Origin of the sequence: Sorangium aterium (genome assembly GCF_028368935.1) — a bacterium.
GTDB lineage: Bacteria > Myxococcota_A > Polyangia > Polyangiales > Polyangiaceae > Sorangium > Sorangium atrum.
Map to the genome: position 1 here is coordinate 783,402 of NZ_JAQNDK010000004.1, position 14,809 is coordinate 798,210.

A 14,809-nucleotide genomic window follows, 5' to 3' on the forward strand; every position below is an offset into this window, starting at 1 on the left:
CTTGCCTCACTCGGAACCAGGTGGATGGTCGCGCTGGTGATCGCTTCGATCCCCGGTCTCGCATGGGCCCAGCCGACGGCCGCGACGGCGCCGGCAGCGCCGAAGGCGGTGGGGGGTGAGCGCCGGAACGACGCGCTCGAGGACGTCGACCTCTTGCGGCTGCTCGACGTCGAGGTGTCGACGGCCACCAAGACGCTGGAGACCCTCGACGACGCGCCCGCCATCATGACGGCGATCACCGCGGAAGAGATCCAGCGCTGGGGATATACGAGCGTCGGCGAGGTGCTGGAGCACGTCGTCGGGTTCTACCTTATCGACGATCACATCCTGCCGAACGCCGGCGTGCAGGGGATGACGGGCGGGCTGGGGGCCGAGAGCGGCGGGATCAAGGTGATGATCAACGGGCGATCGGCGGCGTTCCGGACCACCAGCGGCAACTGGCTGGGCACGGAGCTGATACCGCTGTCGGCCGTCAAGCAGATCGAGATCGTCCGCGGCCCGGCGTCGGCGCTGTATGGCGCCGACGCGTTCCTCGGGGTCGTCAACATCATCACCCTCGATCCGGAGGACATTCCCTTCGCCGACGGGACGGTGCAAGTCGGCGTGACGAAGGACCACCCGCGCGGCCGTCTCGACCTGGTGGGCGGCATGTTCACCGATCGCTTCGAGATGATGCTGACGGCCGCGGGGGAGCTCGATGATCGAAGCGGCCTGGAGATGCCTACCCAGTCCCCGGCGGCCCTCATCCCGCCCTACAACGCGGGGCGCCTGGACGCCCAGAACCTCGAGCGCATGTCGGGGGTCGTCGGGGCGCGCATCGGGTTTCGCAGCCCCGAGCGTGGGCACCACCTCAGGCTCAGCGCGTACTGGTCAGGCCTCCGGCGCGGCGGGGATTTTGCGCAATGGGCGCAGCTCACCGGCGGGACGGACGACGAGGGGAACCGCGCCGGCACGGTGGTCAGCCTCCAGCAGCGTCGCGTGGCGGTCGACGGGCTCTTCCAGCTGAACCGGGAGCTCGCGTTCGCGGTGCAGGGGATGTACTTCCAGGGCGGCGTCCTGCCGGCCGATCGCGTGGACGTCGCCGGCGGCTGGTACTACATCGAGCGGCGCATGGCGTATCGCGGCGTGGACGCGAACGTCGAGGCCCGGTGGATGCCATGGGACCGATTCAACCTGATATTGAATCTGGAGTCCGTCTATGACAAGGAGGACATGCCGTCTTTCCGTCGGGTCACCAAGGAGACGGGGCAGTCCTTCGGCTCGCCGGAGCGGGAGCGGCAATCGGCCGAGCTGGTCGACATCGGGGCGCTCCTTAGCGCCAACCTCAAGGTGCTCGATCCGTGGCTGAAGCTCACGGGCGGGCTCCGTTACGATCACCACAGCAAGTATGGCAATCAGCTGACCGGTCGATTCGGGGCGACCTCGCACCTGGGGAAGACGGTCGTGGCCAAGCTGCTGTACGGCAGCGCCTTCAAGGCGCCCTCCCCGTATTTGCTCTTCGCCCAGCCGCTCGTGCCGGGCGACGTGATCGGGAACGAGCGCCTGTCGCCTCAGCTCATCCACACCGTGGATGCGGAGCTGACGTGGAGGCCTGCCGTCTGGGCCTCGGCGAGCACGGGGGTGTCGTACAGCCTCTTGAACGACAAGGCAGAGTTCGTCCCGCGGGGCATCAACCAGACGGCCTTGAACGTGTCCAGCCAGAAGTCCTTGATCTGGGCGACCCGCGCCGAGCTGCGGCACGGCGACGCCTTCGGGGGCTACGGGTCGTTCGAGACCGTGCACTCCACCCGGGAGTCCGGCCAGGTGGGGTACCAGGCGGATCTGGTCGGCTCGTCGATGGTCGCTTACCCGAGCTGGATCGCCCGTGCCGGGGCCTATGTGAAGCTGCCGTCGCCGAGCTCCGTGCCGCTGGAGCTCTCGACGCAAGGGATCCTCGTCGGGCCCCGGCGGTCCGCGGAGGCGAGCACCCTGGAGGCCGGCGGCGCGTTCGAGCTGCCCACGTACCTCAGGTGGAACGCCAGCCTGGTCGCGCGCAACCTGTGGATCATCCCGGGGCACGAGACGACCCTGGCCGTGCGCGCCAAGAACATCCTCGGCACCTTCGGCCCGGATCCCGGGTTCTCGGGCTTCGAGTACCCGCTCGCGCCGCGCGAGATCTTCTTCGAGCTACGACACCGTTACTGAGCGGCGGTCACCCGCTTCGGATACGGGCCCACCTCGGCGTTTTCGGTGCTCAGCGCACCGGAGTGCGCTTCCGCGCCGAAAACGCCGATCTGGGCCCGTCTCCTGTGCGGGAGACCGCCGCTCTGCTCTGCAGTTTAGCAGAGCGGAGACCGCTCTAGATCATTGCTGGACCACGCACTTGGCGTCGAAGGGGTCGAGATCGCGGAACTGGTCGCCTTCGATGACCCACCTTTGCATGATGTGATTCTGGCTCGCCCCGTAGGCGTCGAACTCGTATTCGGCGGCCGCCCCGACGTAGCGGAGCGGGGTCCCCGCGCGGAGCTTGGCCATCGCGGTGTTCAGATCCCACCACAAGGCCACGTCGTTCTTGGGATCGTTGAGCTCGAGGATCTTCTGCCGCAGCTCATGCCCGGACGTGATGATCTGCCCGGTGGTCGCGTAGCCGTACACGAGTCCCATCGCGATGAGGACGACGCCGTCGTAATAGAAGTGCGCCGCGGGGAACGGCACCTCGCCGTTCCACCGGCGGGAGAAGTGATAGGCGAAGGCGGTGGCGTTCCAGTTCGTGCAGTCGAGCTTCTCGCCGGTGTCGTCCTTGGGGCTGCACTCGCTCCGCAGGCTGAGCGAGGGCGAGATCCCATAGGAGTCGTCATCGAGGGTGCCTTGAGGGATGTTGGCGAGGAACACCTCGGTGTGCAATGCAGGGCCGAGGAGCCACCTGCCCGGACGTCCGCGGACGGTCCATTCGGTCACGATGGTCGAGGCGGCGGCGGGATAGGCGGCCAGCAGCGTGCGGCCAGCCGGCGCCCGCTCCAGGTCATCCAGGTTGAAGGCGGCTTCGATCTTGTCCTTGTACGTCTGCGCGCCCGGCCTGAACGTCACCGAGGGGAGGATCCTGCCCTGGAGCGCCGCGAAATGGGTCGTGAACTCGGTGCTGACGCCTGTGTTGTAGTCGTCCCGCGCGGAGAGGCTATTGGCGGTGCGGACGCCGTCGCTGACGATGTATTTCGCGAGCGCGCAGCCGATGGCGAACGGGGAAGGGGCGAGCCTCATCCTGCCGCCCACGTCATCACGGCGCGCGATGGAGGGCGCGGCATAGCCCGGCAGCATGTGGAGGAGGTCCTCCTTCTTCACCTCGAACGCGATGTCGCGGGCGAGCTCGTTCTCTTCGGGCCCTACGAGGTAGCGGACGTCATCCGTGTAGATCAGCGAGAGGAGCTGGTCGAGCCCGCGCTCCTGGCTCGAGTGGCTGTCTCGGCTCACGATGTCGAACGGCCTCCCTCCGAGCCCGCCCGCGGCGGTCACGTCTTCGACCGCGAGCAACATGGCTTGCTCGAGGTTGCGGCCGATGGCCGACTCGCTCCCGGAGAAGGGGAGGAGGGCCCCAATTTTGATGGCGTTCTCGGGCTCATCGGGCTCATCGGGCGCCGTCGACGAGCATGACGCGGAGAGCAGGGACGCGAGTCCCACAATCAGCCCGGTCTCCATACAGCGCATGCGTCGCCTGCGCGAACCCAGCCACGCGCCGGCTCGATGGAGGCAGTCCCGAACGGTAGGCATCCCAGTGTACATGGTTGTCCTTCGAGACGATGACATCGCATTGAGGACGGAGCTGTCAAGGGCCGTGGGTGCGATGCGCACCACAAGGTTCGCTGTTTGCGTTCTGCGATCGATACCCGTCACGAACACGGGTGTCGGGCTGCGGTGAGAGCGTGACCGAGAGAGAGGGACCCCACAGGTCGGGCGCCGGCCGCGGCGCCGTGCCGTGCCGTGGGCGGCGCCCAGGTTGCGCCCCCGCTCGGATTGTGATGGACGCCCGCCGCTCGTCCGCGAAACCTTTGCGGACCGCCCGTGTCCAAGGAGACGTGATGCCCTCCAACCTTCGCTCGCACTTCGCCTTCAACGCCCTCGCCGCCGCGATCGGGCTGTCCCTCGCGGCCTGCGCCGGGGCGCCTCCGCCCGCGCCGAACGCGCCGGTTTCGCCGGGCGACGGCCGCCCGGCGGCCCCGCCGCCGGCGCCGCTCCCGGAGGAAGAGGCCTTCGCCGTCCACGGCACGCTCAAGGACGAGTGGCTCCCGATCCTGAAGCCGGCGCCCTTCGACCCGAAGACCGCGCTGGTCCCCCCGGCGCCGGCCGGCGTGCCCGCCGCGCCGCGCGCCTGCGAGGCGTTCGCGCGGCGCGCCCCCGTCGCGCCCGCGCAGCCCTGCGGCGACGCGCAGGGCGCGATCGAGGCGCTCGACGCCGCGCTCGCCGAGGACGACGCCGCGAAGCGCGACGCGCGGCTCGCGGGCGTCGAGGCGTGCGCGGGCCTCGAGGCGGGCCTCGCGCGCGCGCTCCGGGCCGAGCTCGCGCCTATCACCTGCGGCGACGCCATCGCCGCGCCGCTCCTCGAAACGCCGCCCGGCGCGCTCCGGGGCGACCTCTACCAGGTGCTTCTCGGCCTGACGCTCTCGGCCCGGCTCGCGCGCACCGCGACCGAGCCGCCCACGCTGCGGCCGCCCTACGATGTCCAGCGCGTCCTCGCGTTCACGAAGGGCCCGCTCTTCGCGTGGGTGACGGAGCAGGCCCGGGCGATCGAGGATCTCGGGCGGCGCGGCGTCGAGCTTCCGTTCTACGCGAAGGGCATCGTCGCCGTGGAGTCCGGGCGGGCCGACATGCGGCTCGTCGAGGCGGTCCGGTCCGCGCCGCTGCCGGACGCCATGCGGAAGGACGCGGAGCTCGCCGACGTCTACTACGGTGAGCTCGATCAGCTGCTCGATCCCTGGAAGGCCCGCGGCCGTGACGCCGCGCTCGTCGGCCTGCGCGAGCTCTCGTCGGTCGGCGTGCTCCACGACGCCCGCGTCGACGGCGCGCGCGAGATGCTCTCCCGCCTCTATGGCGGCCGGCGCGTCGACGCGCTGGACGCGCTGGAACTGCCGCCGCTCGCGGCGGGCACCCCCCCATCGTCGGCCGTCGAGCGGCTCGCGGCCCGGCTGCCGACGTACTACGCGGGCCGCCTGATCGCGCCCGAGGCGGCGGCGCGGCCCGAGCTCCTGCGCGTCCTGCTCGGCCGGGGCGTTCCACTGCAGCACCGCGCGGCGCTGCGCACAGCGCAGCTCTCGCCCGAGTCGAGGCTCCTCTATGCGAGGGCGCGGCTCGAGCTCGGCCGGCTCTACTGGCGGGCCGTGGACTTCGATCAGGCGACCGCGCTGCTCGCGGCGTGGCCCAAGGACACGCCGCGCCCCGCCGAGGCGACGACGCTGCTCGCGGTCGCGCTCGGCCTGCGCAACGGCCCCGAGGACGCGGCGCTCATGATGCGGCGGGCGCCGCTCGCGGCGCTGGGCCTCGGCGAACTCGCCGCGCTCGACTGGGTGGCCCGCGCGAAGCCCGCCTCGACGTACGCGGGCATCGCGGCGTACGACGCGGCCGTCATCAAGCAGATCGCCGCCCCGCAGGGCGCGGAAGCGAGCTACTGGTCCGACGTGGCGGCGCGCTTCCGCGAGGCGCAGGCGCTCCTGACGGGGCCGCTGTCGAAGTCGGCGGAGGAGAGGGCGCGGGCGGCCGACGAGATCGCGCGGGCGGCGCGGTAGGGGCGGCGCGCGGGAGCGCCGAGATCGGCTGCTTTGCGAGCCCCCGGCCGGTGCCGGTGCCGGCCGCCCTACCTGAAGCGCCGCTGCGGCCAGCGGTCTATGGATCGATGATCCAGGGACCGCCCGCGCCGCCCGCGCCGTCGTTGCCACCGGCGCCGCCGCCTGCGCCGCCGCCGCCCGCGCTGTCGCCCGCGCCGCTGCCTGTAGCCCCGGAGTTGCCGTCAGCCCCGGTGTTGCCGTTCGCCCCGGTGCTCCCGCTCGCCACGCCGCTCCCCACGGCGCCGGCAGCCCCGGTGCTGCCGCTCGCCACGGGGCTGCCGTTCGCCCCGCCGCCGCCCCCGTCGTCACCGGGGGTCGAGCCGTTGCCTGCACCGCCGTTGCCGCCGGGGTCCACGTACGGGCCCGGATCGATCAGACCGCCGCCGATCGCGGCCAGGTCATAGATGAGGTCGGTATCGAAATAGATACCGATCGGCCTGTAGGCGATGCCAGAGCCCACGACGACGGTCTCTGCTGCACGGGTCTCCCAGTTCCAGCCGGTGGTGCTGACGATATCCCATGTGTATTGCTGGTAGACCGGATAGGCCGAGACCCGCGCGAGCGCGGCCGTGGGCACGAACAGGACCGAGGTCGCGTCGAGCGCGACGGTCGCGCTCACGTCGAACCCGACCGCCTTGGTGATCTGCTCGTCCGACGGCACGCAATCATCCAGCGGGCCCGGCTGCGCGCCCGAGGACATGTCGCCGCCCGACGTGGCCGAGGAAGAAGGCTGAGGACCCCAGGTGCCGCCGCCCGGCATGCCCGGCGCGGGCTGATAGCTCCAGGCGCCGCCGCTGCCCGACATTCCCGTCGAAGGCTGTGGGCCCAAGGTGTCGTCGTCGCCCCCGGGGATGCCGCCCGGAACGCCCGGGAAGGGCTGGAAGAACCCGACCGGCTCGTCCTCCGAGAGCGCCGGGAAAGGCCAGAAGTTGTTGAGCGCGCGGCTGCCTGTCGTGCCCGTGCGCGTCGCGGCCTGGGGCTGCCGGGGCGTGACGGTGCTCAGCACGCGCACCGCCGGCGTGACGCTCGCCGATACGGAGACGCTGAGCGTCCGCGGGCCGAACCCCTCCGCCACGCGGAGCAGGTGGCCGGCATCCTCCCAGTGGAACGTCTCCGGTAGAACGAGGACGTTCGTGATCGTCTGACCAAAACACAGGGCCTGCCGGGCCTCGCCGACCCCGGCTCGTGCGCCGCTGTCCGCGCGCTCGGGCACCTCGGGCGCCTCGCGCGGGTTCACGCAAGTGATGGATGGAACGAGCAGCATCGCCGTGCCGAGCACGAGCTTCACGTCAGGAACAGACATGTTCACTCCCCTGGGTTGCGATCAGAGCAGCGAAGCGACGGAGCTACTCCGGCGTGGAGCGCGCCGAGGAGCCGATCGTCGCCTTCCGCGTCCCGGTGTCCCGGGAGGCCTCTTCTTCCGACTCCGAGACGGCAGCGGCCAGAGCGCAGCCAGCCCGTGAGCTCGGGAGTCCTCCGTGAGACCAGCTCGATGAGCATAGAAGTCCTATGGGGCGACGCTCCCTGCAAGAAGCGTGGAGTGGCGCGCGCTCCCCTGCGCGCTCCCCTGCGCGCGCCACCGCGGCGTCCACAGCGCGAGCGCTCCCGGCGCCGACGCCGGTCGCGAATGGACTGGCGCTTGCCGTTCCAGGAGGCGCGTGAGCGGCGTGCCCACGGGCGAGGTCGCGCATCCCCCCAGGAGCGGCTGCCGTGCCGCGCACGCGGCGCAGGAGAGGCGAGCGTGACGAGTCCTGTGGTCGTGACCAAGTATCTGTGTGCCGCCGCTGCGATTCACGCCGTGCTCGGCTGCGCCGCCGGCGTCGACCTGCCCGACGAGGGCGGATCCGCGGCGCCTGCGACTCCCACCCTCGGGGTCGCAGAACAGCGGGCCAGCGCCTACGGGTGGAGGATCATCCAGACGATCGACTTCAATTTCGACGGAAAGCAGGATGTCCTCTGGATAGACCCCGATCGCAGCCGCATGGCCATCTGGTTCATGGACGGAGCCCAGCTGCTCACGCCGGGCCCGATCCTTCAGGGGCCGGCCGGCAGAGGCTGGATCGCCATATCGAACGACTTCAACGCCGATGGCATGGGGGACGTGATCTGGCGTCACGATCAGCGGGACCTGATAACGATCTGGCTCATGGACGGAGGCCGGCCGTTCGCGCAGGGGCCGGTGATCCCCGGGCCACGCGGCAGCGGCTGGGTGATCCGGCCGAACGACTTCAACCGCAACCTCGGCTCGGATGTGCTCTTTTATAACGAAGAGAAGAAGTTGATGACGGTGTGGCTGATGGATGGCAATCAGCTGCTCGCGCCGGGCCCGTTCCTTCCGGGGCCGGGCGGCGACTGGGACATCGGACCCGTCCCCGACTTCAACTTCGATCGCATCGGGGACGTGATCTGGAACGACGACGTGCGCAACCTGATGACGGTGTGGCTGATGAGCAACACCGAGGTCCTCGGGCGGGGGCCGGTGATCCCCGGGCCGGCCGGCGAGGGATGGGAAGTCCTCTGGGCGAGCGATTTCAACGCTGACGGCATGGCGGACGTGCTTTGGTCCAACGAGGACAAGGGCCTCATCGCGGTGTGGCTGATGAACGGCGTCGAGCTCCTCGACGTGGGGCCGGTGATCCCCGGGCCGATCGGCGGCGGCTGGAGAGCGATCGCCGCCGGCGACGTCAACGGCGATCTGATGACGGACGTCGTGTGGCAACGCCTGGGGACGAGCCAGATGGCGGTTTGGTTGATGAATGGCACCCACCTCCTCTCGCCAGGGCCGGTGATCCTGGGCCCCCCCGGCGGCTGACCCGACCCGGGCGGCTCGCGGCGCGCGCCGGCGCGTCAGTTCGAGACGCCCGCCGCGCGCAGCCCGTCCCGGGCCAGCGCGTGCTTGGGCGCGATGTCGAGGACCCGCCGGAGCTCCCGCGCGGCGTCGCCGCCCTTGCCCATCTTGAGCAGCGACCAGCCGAGGCCCGAGCGCACCTCGACGTCGCTCGGGTACATCTCCGCGAGCCGGCCGTAGATCGTCGCCGCCTCCGGGTAGCGCGCCAGGTTGTACAGGGCGAACGCGAGCCGCAGGCTGGCGAGGTAGTTCGCGGGGTCGAGCTGCAGCGCCTTCCGCGCGGTCGCCTCCACGTCGGCCCACCGGCGCAGCGCCATCTGCGGGAGCAGCGCGCCGACGCGCGACTCGACCGATCTCGGCTCGAGCGCGCTCGCCCTGCCGTACGCGTCGACGGCCTCCTTGTTGCGCCCGAGCTTGTGATAGAGCCAGCCGCGGCGGAGCTCCGCCACGTAGCCATCCTTCTGCGGCGCAGGGAGGCGATCGAGCGCGGCGAGCGCGTCCTGCACCTTCCCGGCGGCCTCGGCGTCATAGGACAGCTGGAACAGGTCCGCCGGCCTCCCCTCCGCCTCGGCGGCCCCGGAAGGGACGCCGCTCAAGGCACAACCGACCAGCATCACGAAGAACCATCGACTCGCTCTCATGACGTCTCCTCGCCGAATGACACGGTGAATTTCCTGTCGGCGTCCTGGATCCGCTCCGCTGCCCGCGTGCGGCCCTGCGCCGTGATCTCGACCCTGAGCGGCCCTCTGCCCCTCGTGAGCTCCGCCCGCGTCCGCACGAGCGGCTCGCCGCGGCGATCGCGCCGCCGCGACTCGCCGAGCACCACGAGGAGGTCGCCCTCGCGGCGCATCCTGAGGTCCATCTCGATCCCGTCGCCTGGCAGGAAGGGGGCGACGAAGTCGGCGAGCGCCCGGAGCGCGACCGCGCGGAACCGCCGCGCCGGCAGCGTGTCCGCCCAGCGGAGCGAGGCGCTGCCCTCGAGCGGCACCCGCGGGAGCGCCGCGCGCAGCAGGTGAACGACCGACGCGTCGTCGCCCACCGCGTCGAAGCTCGTGAACAGGTCGTCGCTCCTGCCGTAGAAGAGCGACGCGGCGCGGTCCTCCGAGCGGATCAGGAGCCGCCCGTAGACGTCCACGTCGCACGTGACGCGCTCGACGTGCGCGCCGACGCGGTACGCCCAGGTGTCGCCGCAGGTGAAGCCGAAGTACGCGGACACGTCCTCGTCGGCCTCGATGGAGCGCACGGCGTCGCCCTCCCGCGGCTCCAGGCTGGGCCAGAGCCGCGCCTCCTCGCCGACCGTGACCACGTCGGTGAAGCTGCATGGGAGCGTCGGCGCGCCGAGCTTATGGGTCGACTGGAGCTGGAAGTGCAGGTGCGGCTCGGGGGATCGACCCGAGCTGCCGGCGAGCCCGAGGACGTCGCCCCGCTTCACCCATTGCCCCTCCACGACCTTGAGCGTCCCGCGCGCGAGGTGCGCGACCATGGAGTAGACGCCGGGCGCGTGGGCCACGATGACGTGGTTGCCCCAGTTCTGCTCGAGGTTCATCGCGCCGACGTCGCTGTCGGGCACGCTCGACTCGACCTTCACCACGGTGCCGTCGGCGGCCGCGACCACGGGCAGCCGGTGGCAGTGGAAGTCCTGCGGCGCGCTCCCGGCGCCGCGGAAGGCCTGGCCACCTTCGTCCATCACCTGGAAATCGAAGGCATACCGCCACTGCTCCTTGTGCGTGAACGCGCCGTCGACCGCCTGCGTGCACGTCCACGTGCCGCGGAACGGGAGCCGGAAGCTCACCCCGTGCGGCGACCGCTGGAAGCGCGCGCGCCGCGTGCGGAAGTACGCGAGGTTCTGCTCGGGCGTGCCCGGGAGGAAATCCACGGCCTTGGGCCGCTCGTCGCGCGCGCGCCGCCGCATCGCGAGCAGGGCGGCGACGACGGTGACGTTGAACGGCAGGATCAGCGGCGCCGCGCCGAGCCGCGCGAGCGGCGCCATCGCGCCGGCGGTGACGAGCGCGGCGGCGACGGCGCCGGACAGGCCGAGCGCGAACGAGGACGCCGAGGGGACGAACCAGACGCCGCCCAGCCCGACCGCCGTGAGGACGGCGTTGTAGCCGAGCACGTCGAGCGCGCCGTCAGGGAGCGAGAGCCATCGCGAGGCGAGCCCGAGCACCGCCGCGAACGCGAGCGCGGCGAGGAGCGCGGCGATCCGGCTGTGGACGAGGAGCGCGGCGAGCACCAGCGCGCCCGCGTCGGCGCGGGGCAGGAAGAAGAGGCCGCCGAGGCACCGCGCGAACAGCGCGATGGGCGCGGGCAGGCCCTCGATCGCGGGCGGGGCTTGCGCGTGCGCCGCGAGCGTGAGCCCGGAGAACGCCGAGGTGCTCAGCGTCAGGTGGAAGACGACGATGAACGGCAGCGAGAGCACCGGCAGGCCGGCGGCGCCGCCGGAGCCGAGACCGGAGAGGGAGCGCAGCGCGGCCGTGACCACCACGCACGCGGCGGCGCCGAGCAGCGCGACGGCGACAGCGGGGCCGTCCGCGGTGAACGACTGCGCCACGCCGAGGCCGACGAGGAGCGCGTTGTACGCGTAGGACCCGTCCCTCACGGCGTCCTTCTCGAGGTCGAGGAGGAGCGCGGCCCCGTTCGCCGCGCACGCCGCGATGACGCCGAACACGAAGGCGCGAGGCACGGTGGCGGTCGCGAGCAGCACGAGCAGCCCCACGGCCGGCGAGCGCGAGAACAGGATGTGCGCGTAGACCCGGAGGAGCGACTCCCCCATCTCGGCGACGCCGCTCCTCGCGAGCAGCGAGCTCACGGCCGCCGCGACCCGACGGCGCCGGGCCGTCCAGGTCGCGTGCGCCGCGCCGCTCGTCGGCGCGGGGATCACCTGAGCCATGCCGGCACGTCCTCGACGGCGCGGAAATCGTCGAGCGTCTCCGCGCGGCGGATGCAGGAGGCGCCTCCCTCGCCCACCATCACCACCGCCGGACGGAGGGTGATGAACTGGTGCCACTGCGTCACGTTGTAGGCGCCCACGTTGCGGAACACGAGCCGATCTCCCGGGGACGACGCCGGGAACTGCATGGTGTCGCGCACCACGTCGATGTTCATGCACAGCGGGCCGAACATCACGGTGGGCTCCTGCATGGCGCTGAACTCCTGCGCCGGGACGACATCGTGTTTGTACCAGAACGAGGTGAAGAGCAGGTTGACGCCCGCGTCGAGGACGAGGCCGCTGCGCCCGTCGGGGAGGCGCTTCTTGGCCTCGACCGTCGCGATCAGGTACCCCGCGTCGTCCACCAGCGCGCGGCCCGTCTCGAGGACGAGCGTCGGGAGCTCCCGTGCGGGACAATCGAGCTCGCCGAGGCCGTCGCAGATGGCCTCGGCGTAGCGCTCGAACGACGGAGATGCCTGCTCGCCGAGCAGGTACTGCGCCTTCAGCGTGTTCTTCGAGGCGAAGCCGCCGCCGAGGTCGAGGAACGAGAGCCGGATCCCGTGCGCGGCGCGTATCTCGTTGGCGAGGCGCGCCAGCTTGGACGCCGCCTTGCCGTAGGCGCCCGGGTCGAGGATGAACGTGCCGATATGGCAGTGCAGCCCGGTGAGCTCCATGCGATCTCCGCTCACGAGGCGGTTCACTGCCTCCCTGGCCTGGCCGGACTCGAGGTTCAGGCCGAACCGGCTCCACGGCGCGAGTCCCTCGATGTTCATGTTGACCCGAATGGCCACCTTCGGGCGCGCCTTGACCCGCTCGGCGACCCGCTCGATCCGCGCGAGCTCGTCGAGGTTGTCGATGTGGATGATCGAGCCGCCGGAGACCGCGCGCGCGAGCGCCGCGTCGGGCTTGTACGGGCCGTTCCAGTGGATCCGCTCGGCCGGGACGCCCGCGAGGATCGCCTTGTCGTACTCGAAGGGCGAGACGACCTCGGCCCAGGCGCCTTCGCGGTGGAACGTGCGGCAGATCGCCTCGAGGTAGTTCGTCTTGTACGACCAGGCGATCCGCACTTTGGCCCAGCGGCGCGCGAACGCGCCGTGGAGCTCGCGGTAGCGGTTCACGAGCGTCCGCTGCGAGAACACGAAGAGCGGTGATCCGTGCTCGGCGACGAGATCGGCGACGGCGACTCCATCGATGTGGGTGAGGGGCCGCACGCCCTGGAGGCGGCCGAACTTGTTCATCGCCCCCATCTGGTGCCGGACGATGCTGGGCGATTCGTAGACCGGGCTGTTCACGAGAGGCCTCCTGAACGGACGAGCTCGCCCGTCGTCACCATGCTCTGAAAGTCGCTGATCCGCGCGACCTGGTCGATCGAGATGCGGACGAACATCGCGCCGACCTCGTAGCCGCGGAGCGGCTCGATCGGCGCGCCCGCGGCGAGATCGACCACGGCGCGAGGCAGGTTCATCCCCGCAGCCACGCTCAGGTACACCCACGCAGGGAAGCGCGGGTTGACCTCGATGAGGTGATAGCGCCCGTGCGCGTCGCGCATCACCTCGACCTCGAAGGGGCCGCGCCACCTCGTCGCCTCCGCGAAGGCCTGCGCGATGCCGACGAGCTCGGGGTCGCGCACGGTGATCCCGGCCCATCCCTTTCCCTTGTCGGTGAGGAGCATCTTTTTCATCGGCACGGCGCCGACGAGCCCGCCTTCCCCGTCGCCGACGGCCACCACATCGAGCTCCTCCCCGGTCACGTGCTCCTGGACGAGGACCGGGAGGCCCCACTGGGCAATCACCTTGTAATAGGCCGACACCGCTTCATCGAAGGTCGTCGCCAGCGTCGCACCGTAGAACACGCCCTTCACGTGGAAGGGGTAAGGCACCCGCTCGTGGATGCGGAGGAGCTCGTCGGCGTCCGAGAGGGCCGCCGTGCGCGGGACCCGGATGCCGGCGCGGGCGCCGAGCGCGGCGAGGCTCGCCTTCGAGCGGAGATCGAGCTGCTCGCGCGTGGGCAAGCAGGTGCCGATCCCCATGGCGTGGAGCCGCGGCGCGATGTCGATGAACGAGGGCAGCTCGGCGTCGAGCGTCGGGATGATCACGTCGAGCCCGACCCGGCGGTGGACGTACTCGAGGCGGGACACGAACGCTTCCAGGCCCTGCGATGGATAGGGGATCATGAACACGTCGCTCACGATGTCGCCGGCGTACGCGCCGGGATCGAGCGCGTCGTACGCGAGGCCGACGATGCGGAGCGAGGCGTCGCCGCCCGCGCGGAGCGCCCGGATGACGCCCACGCCGGGCGCGGGGTTGTCGGTCGCGTTGAGGCCGGTGACGGCGATGGTGCGGGGCCTCGTCTTCACTGGGCTCCCTCCGGCTCGGCGGAGATGAGGCCGTGTTGCCGGAGGAGCTCCACGAACTCGCCGACGTCGCGCGCCGGGTCGCCCCCGCGGATGTCGAAGCGCTCGCGGAGCCGGGCGGCGACCTCCTCGCGCGAGAGCCCGTCTTTCATGGCGTTGAGGGCGCACAGGCCGGTGGGATTGACGGTGAACGTCGCGCCCGACGCGGGATCGAACACGAATCCGGTGTCGCTGAGTGCAAGCTCTTTCAATCGCAGGATCGCGCTCACGCGAGCCTCCTCGTTCTCAAGGATGTTGGGCGCGCCGATCGTGACGACGCACGCGCCGCCGTCCCCGGGGCGCACCTCGGCTGCTCCGGCGCGTGGCGTGAATGGCGGGCCGCGCGGCGCTTCAGGCGCGGCTGCCTGCCCTCCTTGTGCTCATCGGGGGCGAACGTGAGTCAAACAATTTGACGGCGCCTCGCCCGCAACGCCGAGGGCCGGACGTGGGCGGCCCTTGTAGAGCGACGGTGCGATCGTGTCGGCGTCTCCCTCGTTCCAGCGCAGATAGGCAACCGCGCGGCGGGTCTGGTCGTAGGCGTGCACAGGCCACCAGCTGGGCGCGCAGAGGGTTGCCGGGGCCGCGCAGGAGCCACTCGAACGTACGATAGGACACCAAAGCGGATGCGCAGGAGGGTTGCCGGGGCCGCGCAGGAGCCACTCGATCGTACGATAGGACACAGAAATGGGTGCGCAGGAGGGTCGCCAGGGCTGCGCAGGAGGGTCGCCGGGGCTGCGCAGGAGGGCCACGGGACCGCGCAGCAGGACCGCCGGGGCTGCGTAGTGTACGAGCGGAGCCCTGGTAACACTTCTGACCGGGAGCTGCGGTGACACTTCCTTGAGCTACAG

General features: G+C 71.1%; 10 protein-coding genes. 3 read left to right on the plus strand and 7 right to left on the minus strand.

All coding sequences use genetic code 11. From position 1 onward, the window contains the following. The first annotated feature begins 36 nt into the window (after positions 1-36). Positions 37-2,184, plus strand: coding sequence for a TonB-dependent receptor plug domain-containing protein (locus POL72_RS34365; RefSeq protein ID WP_272101014.1), 2,148 nt, complete (start codon positions 37-39; stop codon positions 2,182-2,184). A 159-nt stretch (positions 2,185-2,343) separates the two neighbouring features. Here POL72_RS34365 and POL72_RS34370 read toward each other — a convergent pair whose 3' ends face one another. Next, the gene (locus POL72_RS34370; RefSeq protein WP_272101015.1) at positions 2,344-3,654 is read right to left on the minus strand and encodes an ABC transporter substrate-binding protein; all 1,311 of its coding nucleotides are present in this window, start codon (positions 3,652-3,654) and stop codon (positions 2,344-2,346) included. 398 nt (positions 3,655-4,052) lie between these two features. On the opposite strand from POL72_RS34370, the gene POL72_RS34375 reads away from it, so the two are divergent. Further along, on the plus strand, positions 4,053-5,753 hold the full coding sequence (locus POL72_RS34375) for a hypothetical protein (protein ID WP_272101016.1): 1,701 nt from the start codon (positions 4,053-4,055) through the stop codon (positions 5,751-5,753). A 97-nt stretch (positions 5,754-5,850) separates the two neighbouring features. On the opposite strand, the gene POL72_RS34380 is transcribed toward POL72_RS34375, so the two are convergent. Beyond that, positions 5,851-7,095 carry a hypothetical protein gene (locus POL72_RS34380; RefSeq protein WP_272101017.1) on the minus strand — a complete coding sequence of 415 codons (1,245 nt, stop codon included), beginning with the start codon at positions 7,093-7,095 and terminating at the stop codon, positions 5,851-5,853. 438 nt (positions 7,096-7,533) lie between these two features. On the opposite strand from POL72_RS34380, the gene POL72_RS34385 reads away from it, so the two are divergent. Further along, complete coding sequence (locus POL72_RS34385; protein WP_272101018.1) at positions 7,534-8,604, plus strand: FG-GAP repeat domain-containing protein; 1,071 nt, start codon at positions 7,534-7,536, stop codon at positions 8,602-8,604. Between the two features lie 35 nt (positions 8,605-8,639). Here POL72_RS34385 and POL72_RS34390 read toward each other — a convergent pair whose 3' ends face one another. From POL72_RS34390 to POL72_RS34410, 5 genes are read right to left on the minus strand one after another with little or no spacing between them, the layout of a single operon-like run. Then, positions 8,640-9,281 carry a tetratricopeptide repeat protein gene (locus POL72_RS34390; protein ID WP_272101019.1) on the minus strand — a complete coding sequence of 214 codons (642 nt, stop codon included), beginning with the start codon at positions 9,279-9,281 and terminating at the stop codon, positions 8,640-8,642. Further along, positions 9,278-11,530, minus strand: coding sequence for an urea transporter (locus tag POL72_RS34395; RefSeq protein ID WP_272101020.1), 2,253 nt, complete (start codon positions 11,528-11,530; stop codon positions 9,278-9,280). Before POL72_RS34395 ends, POL72_RS34390 begins: the two co-directional genes overlap by 4 nt. Continuing rightward, positions 11,518-12,861, minus strand: a complete 1,344-nt coding sequence (locus POL72_RS34400; protein WP_272101021.1) for a type III PLP-dependent enzyme domain-containing protein — start codon at positions 12,859-12,861, stop codon at positions 11,518-11,520. Before POL72_RS34400 ends, POL72_RS34395 begins: the two co-directional genes overlap by 13 nt. Further along, entirely contained in the window at positions 12,858-13,925 is a 1,068-nt protein-coding gene (locus POL72_RS34405; RefSeq protein WP_272101022.1) for an ATP-grasp domain-containing protein, read from the minus strand. Before POL72_RS34405 ends, POL72_RS34400 begins: the two co-directional genes overlap by 4 nt. Next, positions 13,922-14,191, minus strand: coding sequence for a PqqD family protein (locus POL72_RS34410; RefSeq protein ID WP_272101023.1), 270 nt, complete (start codon positions 14,189-14,191; stop codon positions 13,922-13,924). The genes POL72_RS34405 and POL72_RS34410 overlap by 4 nt, the downstream gene beginning before the upstream one ends. Positions 14,192-14,809 lie beyond the last annotated feature (618 nt).

Bases quoted from the DNA above. Each gene is read 5' to 3' on its own strand.
- POL72_RS34375 (WP_272101016.1), top strand. From the start codon at position 4,053: ATGCCCTCCAACCTTCGCTCGCACTTCGCCTTCAACGCCCTCGCCGCC.
- POL72_RS34380 (WP_272101017.1), bottom strand. From the start codon at position 7,095: ATGTCTGTTCCTGACGTGAAGCTCGTGCTCGGCACGGCGATGCTGCTC.
- POL72_RS34390 (WP_272101019.1), bottom strand. From the start codon at position 9,281: ATGAGAGCGAGTCGATGGTTCTTCGTGATGCTGGTCGGTTGTGCCTTG.
- POL72_RS34395 (WP_272101020.1), bottom strand. From the start codon at position 11,530: ATGGCTCAGGTGATCCCCGCGCCGACGAGCGGCGCGGCGCACGCGACC.